This window comes from Candidatus Omnitrophota bacterium, assembly GCA_028693815.1.
Lineage (GTDB): Bacteria > Omnitrophota > Gorgyraeia > Zapsychrales > Aceulaceae > Aceula.
The window spans coordinates 1-7661 of record JAQUUP010000038.1 but is presented as its reverse complement, the minus strand read 5'-3'; the positions used below and the strand labels follow the sequence as shown (position 1 = coordinate 7661).

The following is a 7661-nucleotide window of genomic DNA, read 5'->3' as shown; positions in this document are numbered from 1 at the left end:
AGCCCGATTGTTAAAGTAAAAGGGTTGTCTGGTTGCCGTAACTGCAAGTGATGCATGCAGTTCGTAAGCAAGGTATATAAGACCCTTTGATGTTTTTTCAAAGGGTCTTTTTTTGTTTTAATAGGCTGAGGGAGAAATGAACAAAAAATACTTAATTCTTCTTGTCGCACTTCAAGTTTTCTCGATGTCTGCAATAGCTAAGGCAGAGACAGCCACAAAACCATTTGAAAAGAATCGCTATTTAATAAGAAGGGATTTTGAAATGAACGATTATGCGAAAAATGCGGACTATACCTTAATTAATTGGATCAAGGGTAACGTTAGTTCAGAGACAGGCCTTCCTTTTAGTTTTCAAATTCCGTTAGAAGAAAAAGAAGAAGTTTATGGGCGTATGGGTGGGCAGAATTCTGTTGAAGGGATTATTGAGCGCGTGATTGTTGAAGAAGGCCTTGTTATTTACGATGGCGCTGTTCGCCAAATTGTTTTGTCGATGTTGGGTGGAGAGGAAAATTTAAAAGAAGCTTTTCGTCCTGTTGAAGTTTATTGGAATGGAAGCTTAAATGATATTTCAAATCTTCGGGCAGGATTTCCGATTAATAATTTTATTTATGATATTAATGACCCTTATGCTGTTTCATCAGATTTATCTGAAAAAGGCAAAAGAGGTTTTATTTTTAGAATTATCAATGCCAATGGTAGATATGCAACGGTAGATCCTTATGACGGAAAATCAGAGTTTGAAGGATTTCCTGCCTGGCCAGCTATCCACTGGGAAGACTGGAAGCCTGTGGCTGGCGAAAATGCTTGGATTGCTATGTCAGCTCTGCATCTTTATCATAAAAAATATTTTAATTCTCAAACACAAGAATACAGTCATCCACAGGAATCAGTTGAGCTTTCATTAGCAAAAGAGTTGGCTCGTGCCGCAATATTGTTGCAAGCAGGAAACGGTGGCATTCGCATGGCGCCGATTGGGACATATATGCAAGGACATCAAGATGGAAAAGGCTGGTATAATTTAATTTCAACTGAAAATAATTTGTCATGGTATGCCGCATTTAGAATGTTATATCAAATTACAAATGATTCTCAATATAAAGAAGCTATGGACAAAATGGATCATTATTTTCAATTGGCATGGAATCAGAGTGGTCAGTATTTTTACCAAGGTATGTCGTTTAAAAAAGGTGAGTGGTCTTTAGAGAAAAAACATTTTGCTACAGACGTACAGACTTGGGGGATTATGGTTTTAGGGTGTCAGAAAATTGATCAATGGTTTGGAGAGGGTGCTTCTTATCGTGCATGGCAGGCTGCTAAGAATTTTGCAGGTTCGCTAGGTGAAAACGGAAGCTTGCTTGGCGTAGGATTTGCAGAAGAAAACGATCGCGTGTCTGCAGAATGGACAGCAGGTGCGATTTTTGCGGCACGTATGATAGCTGAATACTACAAGTATGCAAATTTTGAATGGTCAATGCGCTCGTTTGTGGATGCACAGCAAATGCGTGAAGGTATTGAGCTTTTAAGAAAAGAGGCTGGGGTCAACAAACAGGCATACTCATATTCATCCAAACGAGGCTGGATCCCATTTGGATGGTTTTCACATGAGCCGAGTGTTTTGAGCTTGGCATCAACCGCATGGATGGTTCTTTTGGATGCTGAATTCAATCCTTTTGATTTACCTGGTATGAATCAAGATAAGGCGAGATGGGAGCTTGCAGAGGTTGAAATAACTAATTAATTTAATTTCAATTTCATGTTTAATGTTATAATAAGGAAAATTAAAATGAAATTTATCATCTTTTTTATTATTATTTGTGTTTTAATTCTTGTTCCGATCAGCAATTCTTTTTCGGCTGTTGTCGAGCTTAAAGCAGGAAACGCTGTGACAGGGACGATTTTAAGTCAGACAGGTAAGTCTGTTAAAGTTCTTTTAAATTCTGGAAACAAAGCTACCTACTATGTTGATGAGATAAAATGTATTAAGACAACAAGTGAAGATGCTAAGATAGAAAATAATCCGTTAGGAGAATCAGCGAAATCTCATAATGAACAAAGACAGGATTTCGGGTTTCCGTATTTCGATATCGAAAAGGCATATAATCATTTCTTTTTAGAATGCAATGTCGGTGTTTTAAAGGAAACCGCTTCTGCTAAATTTCAGGAACTTTTAGCGGAGTTTAAGAAAATATCTTTTTTAAAGAATCTTGAAGAAAATGCAGAAAAGAAAAGAGAAGCCGATGCAAAGAAAATGCTGGAAAAATCATTGAACAGAGGAGCAGCGAAGTCTGAAGATTGGATCATGAATCTTTATAATTATTATGATAAGGGGCGTTAAAGAAGTTTTATGAGCGAAAAGCAAAAAAAGATATTATTGGTAGAAGACGAGCCGGATGTTTCGAAAGTTGTTTCACTGCGTTTGAGAGCTGCTGGATACAATGTCGTCACTGCAGAAAACGGGCAGGAAGGCTTGGATCAAGTTTTTAAGGAATGTCCAGATTTAATTGTCACAGACGTTTTGATGCCCGTGATGGATGGTTTTACGTTTTATAAGAATTTAAAAAAGAGCCCAACGACAGCAGATATTCCTGTTCTCGTTTTAACGGCACGAGGGCACATGGAAGATTCTTTTCGTGTCATGGGAGCTGATGATTTTTTGACGAAACCTTTTGAGCATGAAGCTTTGATTGCAAAAATTGCGCTATTGCTTAATCGATCTACGATTAAGGCGAAGGTCAATAAAAAAGTTTTGGTTGCAGGGTCAGATAAACAAGTTTTGGAGAATATGGCATTTCAATTAAAGAAAATAGGATGCCTTCCAGAAATGGCCAAAGATGGTCCTGAGATTATTACAAAGGTTGTTCAGTTTTCTCCTGATGTTTTAATTATGGAAGTTCCTCTTTATGGTATGGCGGCGGAAGAGGTTGTTAAAATTTTAAGACAGATGGCTCAGTTTAGCCAGCGCCCGATTTTGATCTATAATTTTTTTAAGACTGAAGATCTCGGAGAAACAACTGTGCGCCAAAAAGCAATGATTATTGACGATGCGAAACAGGCATGCATTGAAGCCGGCATCACGCATAATATTGGTCGATTTAATGAGTTTGCTTTTTTAGAGGGAGTTCAGAGATTTTTAGTATAAGATTTCTTTTAAAAGAAAACCTTTCAAAAAAAATAAAGAAAATCAACAAATGGATAAATTAGATAAAATTTTCTTGATTACTGATGCGGAACAACGGCAAAAAGAATTGTGCGATTGTGCTCGATCATTTAATATAAGTATTGGAAAAGTAAAGAATGAAAAAGGGGAATTAAACGAGAATAAATTGGCTGTTTTGATTTATGAAGCAAGAGAAAATCAGATAAAAAGAAAAAAACAGACAATAATGTTGATTACATTGGGGCTGGTAGTCTTGGCGGCAGGGCTTGTTTCGATTTATGTTATTTCAAAAGTTCTTGCAGGGCTGGCTAGATCGTAAGACATGAGACATCTATTTTCAGAAAATCTAAGACAAATTTTTAAAATTGTGTATAATCATATTAATAAAATTTTAACCTTGCGAGATTGAGATGAAAAAATATTTTTTAAAATTTAGTGTTTTAATTTTTTTTATTGCGTTGTTTTCTTCTGCGTCTTTTGCTCAGCAAGTTTCTTCTGCTCCTTTGGTGTCTCCGGTCGAAATTGTGGGTGAGATTCCTGTTGAATCGCAAGGTGATTTCTTGAATGGCTTTGAGATTGCAAGACCAAAACTTGTCCAAACAGTTTTAGTCCTGTTGCTTTGTTACGCATTTATTTTTCTTTTAGTGCGTATTTCAAATCGACGGATTAAAAGTCTCAAAGCCCGTCATGCTATTCGAAAAAATATTGTTTATATCGGCAACATTATTCTACTTTTTTTTGTTGTTTTAATCTGGATTCATAATATCGGTTCGATCACAATCTTCCTTGGCGTGGCATCGGCGGGTGTTGCGTTGGCTCTTCAAGAAGTTATTCTCAGTGTTGCTGGATGGTTTTTGATTTTGATGCGTCGTCCCTTTGAAGCAGGAGACCGTATCGAGTTAGGCGATGTTAAAGGGGATGTCATTGATATTCGCCTTTTTCAGACCTCACTTCTTGAAATAGGTAATTGGGTTGATGCGGATCAGAGCACAGGGCGCATTGTTCATATTCCTAATAGTTTTGTTTTTAAGAAAGAGCTGTATAATTACACGCGTGGTTTTGAATTTATTTGGAATGAAATTAAAGTTTTAGTTACGTTTGAGAGCGACTGGAAAAAAGGGAAAGAAATTATGTTGGCTCATGCACAGTCGCAAGCGCAGGGAATGGAAAGTATCGTAAAATCTGCGATTGATCGTATGGCGCATAGCTACATGATCTATTATCAAAAATTTACACCGATTGTGTATGTGAATATTAAAGATAGTGGCGTTGAGCTAACACTTCGATATTTGACAGAAGCAAAGAAAAGGCGATCGACTCAAGATGAGCTGTCTCAAATGATTCTTGATGATTTTGGAAAAGAGCCGAATGTTGATTTTGCCTACCCAACATACCGTATTATAAAAACTTAAATAGAGTATTTAATTAAGATGTCATATATTGTTTTAGCAAGAAAATATCGTCCTCAGACCTTTGATGAAGTGGTAGGTCAAGGTCATATCACAGAGCTTCTTAAGAAATCTATTGAATCTAAGCGTTTGGCCCATGCATATCTTTTTTGCGGTCCACGCGGAATTGGAAAAACGTCTTGCGCTCGAATTCTTTCAAAATCGCTCAATTGCCAAAATGGACCAACGGCGAACCCTTGTGGAAAATGTTCGTCGTGTGTTGAGATTACAAGCGGTAATAATTTTGATGTCATTGAAATTGATGGTGCGTCTAATCGTGGCATTGACGAGATTCGTTCGCTTCGAGAAAATGTCAAGTTTGCGCCGACTTATGGTCGTTATAAGATTTATATTGTTGATGAAGTTCACATGCTCACAACGGAGGCTTTTAATGCACTTTTGAAGACTTTAGAAGAGCCGCCAGAGTGTGTTAAATTTATTTTTGCAACAACAGAACCTGACAAAGTTCCGGCAACGATCATCTCGCGCTGCCAAAAGTTTGATTTTAAGCGTGTTTCGATTAAATCTTTAGCTGAAACGCTTACTGATATTTCAAAGAAAGAAAAATTAAAAATTGATCAAGATGCTGGTTTTTCAATTGCAAAAGCGGCAAAGGGGAGCGTGCGCGACGCTTTAAGTATTTTGGATCAGCTTAGTGCATTATCGCAACAAACAATCAAGAATTCTGATGTCTCCTCGATGTTGGGTTTAGTTGAGACCGATTTGATATTTTCACTTACGGATGCCCTGATATCTAAAAATTGTTCACAATGCCTGCAAGTTTTAGATGATATTTTAGAGCAGGGTAAAGATCCAAAGCAATTGACACGTAATTTAATTGAGCATTTTCGAAATTTAATGATTCTTAAAATTGGCGGAAAATCGCTTGGGAGCATGATTGATCATCCTTTAGCTGTTAAAGAGACACTGCTTAAGCAATCTGAAGAAACGACTTTGAGTGAAACTTTAAAAGCTATTGATATACTTGTTGACGTGACGGATGTTTCTCGTGCGATGGATTCTGTTCGGATTCCTTTAGAAGTTGCTTTTGCAAAACTAACATATACATCTGAGCCTAAGGACGTCGTTACTTCGCAGGAGAAGCCGAAAGAGGCCCTCAAGAAGTTTATTCCAATGGAAAAGATTATTAACGAAAAGGGTCATTTAGATTTTTCACTAGACAAGAAGAGCGAGAGTTTGATACAAAAGAATTTAGATCCTGTGGAGAAGGTAGAAGATGATTGTCTTCTTCCAGTTGACACAAAGACTGTCGATAGTTTACTTTTAAGAAATGAACCGCTGACACTGGAATATCTTAAGAAAATATGGGATTCTGTGACTTTTGCAGTTAGTCGAAAAAAAATGTCGGTTGCAACTTATCTTCAAGAGGGAGTACCTTTTGAAGTTAGTGATACAAAAATTGTTATTGGCTTTTCTAAAAAGGCAGCTTTTCATAAGGAAGCTTTGGAAGAAAAACAGAATACTGCTTTAATTCGTGATGTCATAGAAGAAAAGCTTGGCACAAAGGTAAGTTTATTTTTTAAAATCATTGATGATCATGCTCCGATGGAGAATGCGCCTTTGGTTGAAAATGCCTTAAATAAATTTCAGGGAAAAATTGTCAGTCAATGGCATCGTGAGGGAAAATAATGGCATATCCACGTGTTATAGAAAATTTAATTGATCGGCTTACAAAACTTCCCGGAATCGGACGCCGAAGTGCTGAACGTATTGCTTTCTGGTTCTTGAATAATAGCCGAGAAGATGCCGAAGGGTTATGCAGTGATATTTTGGGACTGAAAGATCATCTTACATTTTGTCGAATTTGTAATAATTTAAGTGAAACAGAAATATGCATGATTTGTAGTGACACACGCCGTGACGATGCAACTATTTGTGTTGTTGAAAATCCAAAGGATGTTTTAGCGTTTGAAAAAACAGGCCATTACCATGGAAGCTATCATGTTTTGCTTGGGACGATTTCTCCGGCTGACGGTAGAGGGCCGGAAGATCTTAGAATCGGTCAGCTAATGAATCGTGTTTCAACGCAGAATATTAAAGAAGTTATTATTGCAACAGATCCGGATACTGAGGGAGAGACCACAGCCCTTTATTTGACACAGCAGCTAAGACCTTTGGGTGTTAAAATTAGCCGAATAGGTGTTGGCATTCCAATGGGAAGCGCTCTTGAGTATGCTGATATGTTTACTTTAAGTGTTTCTCTTAATGCAAGAAGAGAAATCACAGTTGACAATTAAAAAGTTTTGGGTATAATCAGTACAGTTTTAACTTGCAAAAATGTAATGATGCAAGAGAAAAAACTAAATTGATCCCGAGGCAATGCTGAGGGATCGCTCTTTGAGAAAATATTTTGTTAGCATATTTTATTCCCCTGTAGCTCAGTTGGTAGAGCGGTTGGCTGTGAAAACTGCGCTTTAAAGCGCAGCGAAACATTGAATTGACTAGAGGGCAAGGTGGCAAAACAGGATAAACGCACATATAGCGATAGACGGCAATATCTTATAGATGCAGTTCGTAAGAGACGAAAGAAGATTCGTCAAATGGCTGTTGACTATAAGGGTGGAAAATGCGAACGATGTGGCTATAATCGGTGCGTTGAGGCGTTAGAGCTTCATCATAAAGTTTCTTTAGAAAAAGATTTCAGCATATCTCAAAAGGGATACACGAGAAGCTGGAAAAGAGTTGTTGAGGAGCTTGATAAATGTGTCCTGCTTTGCGCTAATTGCCATCGCGAAACTCATGTTCGAAACGCAGCTTTCTCGAGAAATCGGGATTGAAAAAGCAGGCTAAGTCAAGGAAGCCCTAATCATTTATGAAGGGTAATCTTGAGCTAGCATCCGTCGATTTCTGGCGGAGGGCAAGTGCAGAGACTATACACCTGCCTCCTAAAGCTGAACGAAGTGAAGTTATCCCGAGTAAAAACGAGGGACAAACGTCAGTCAAGGAGAAGAAAAAGTCCACTTCCGTTAGTAATGGCGGGTTAAGTGTAACCAATAGGTCCGAGGTCCGAGTCCTCGCGGGGGAGCCAGTTTAAT

At 37.9% G+C, this 7661-nt stretch carries 8 protein-coding genes; all 8 read left to right on the top strand.

The genetic code is table 11. The features are described from left to right. Positions 1-136 precede the first annotated feature (136 nt). The 8 genes from PHY73_08535 to PHY73_08500 all read left to right on the top strand — a co-directional run bounded on the left by PHY73_08535 (position 137) and on the right by PHY73_08500 (position 7403). Entirely contained in the window at positions 137-1738 is a 1602-nt protein-coding gene (locus tag PHY73_08535; protein MDD3375747.1) for a hypothetical protein, read from the top strand. A gap of 45 nt (positions 1739-1783) precedes the next feature. Continuing rightward, positions 1784-2335, top strand: a complete 552-nt coding sequence (locus PHY73_08530) for a hypothetical protein (protein MDD3375746.1) — start codon at positions 1784-1786, stop codon at positions 2333-2335. Positions 2336-2344: 9 nt separating this feature from the next. Next, positions 2345-3139, top strand: coding sequence for a response regulator (locus PHY73_08525; protein ID MDD3375745.1), 795 nt, complete (start codon positions 2345-2347; stop codon positions 3137-3139). Between the two features lie 49 nt (positions 3140-3188). Continuing rightward, a complete protein-coding gene (locus PHY73_08520) occupies positions 3189-3476 on the top strand; it encodes a hypothetical protein (protein MDD3375744.1) in 288 nt (95 codons plus the stop codon). Between the two features lie 91 nt (positions 3477-3567). Further along, on the top strand, positions 3568-4569 hold the full coding sequence (locus PHY73_08515) for a mechanosensitive ion channel (GenBank protein ID MDD3375743.1): 1002 nt from the start codon (positions 3568-3570) through the stop codon (positions 4567-4569). 18 nt (positions 4570-4587) lie between these two features. Then, entirely contained in the window at positions 4588-6255 is a 1668-nt protein-coding gene (gene dnaX, locus PHY73_08510) for a DNA polymerase III subunit gamma/tau (GenBank protein ID MDD3375742.1), read from the top strand. Beyond that, a complete protein-coding gene (gene recR / locus PHY73_08505; protein MDD3375741.1) occupies positions 6255-6863 on the top strand; it encodes a recombination mediator RecR in 609 nt (202 codons plus the stop codon). Before dnaX ends, recR begins: the two co-directional genes overlap by 1 nt. Before the next feature lie 216 nt (positions 6864-7079). Then, complete coding sequence (locus PHY73_08500) at positions 7080-7403, top strand: HNH endonuclease signature motif containing protein (protein MDD3375740.1); 324 nt, start codon at positions 7080-7082, stop codon at positions 7401-7403. Positions 7404-7661 lie beyond the last annotated feature (258 nt).

Bases quoted from the DNA above. Each gene is read 5' to 3' on its own strand.
- PHY73_08515 (MDD3375743.1), top strand. From the start codon at position 3,568: ATGAAAAAATATTTTTTAAAATTTAGTGTTTTAATTTTTTTTATTGCG.
- PHY73_08530 (MDD3375746.1), top strand. From the start codon at position 1,784: ATGAAATTTATCATCTTTTTTATTATTATTTGTGTTTTAATTCTTGTT.
- recR (MDD3375741.1), top strand. From the start codon at position 6,255: ATGGCATATCCACGTGTTATAGAAAATTTAATTGATCGGCTTACAAAA.
- dnaX (MDD3375742.1), top strand. From the start codon at position 4,588: ATGTCATATATTGTTTTAGCAAGAAAATATCGTCCTCAGACCTTTGAT.
- PHY73_08525 (MDD3375745.1), top strand. From the start codon at position 2,345: ATGAGCGAAAAGCAAAAAAAGATATTATTGGTAGAAGACGAGCCGGAT.
- PHY73_08535 (MDD3375747.1), top strand. From the start codon at position 137: ATGAACAAAAAATACTTAATTCTTCTTGTCGCACTTCAAGTTTTCTCG.
- PHY73_08520 (MDD3375744.1), top strand. From the start codon at position 3,189: ATGGATAAATTAGATAAAATTTTCTTGATTACTGATGCGGAACAACGG.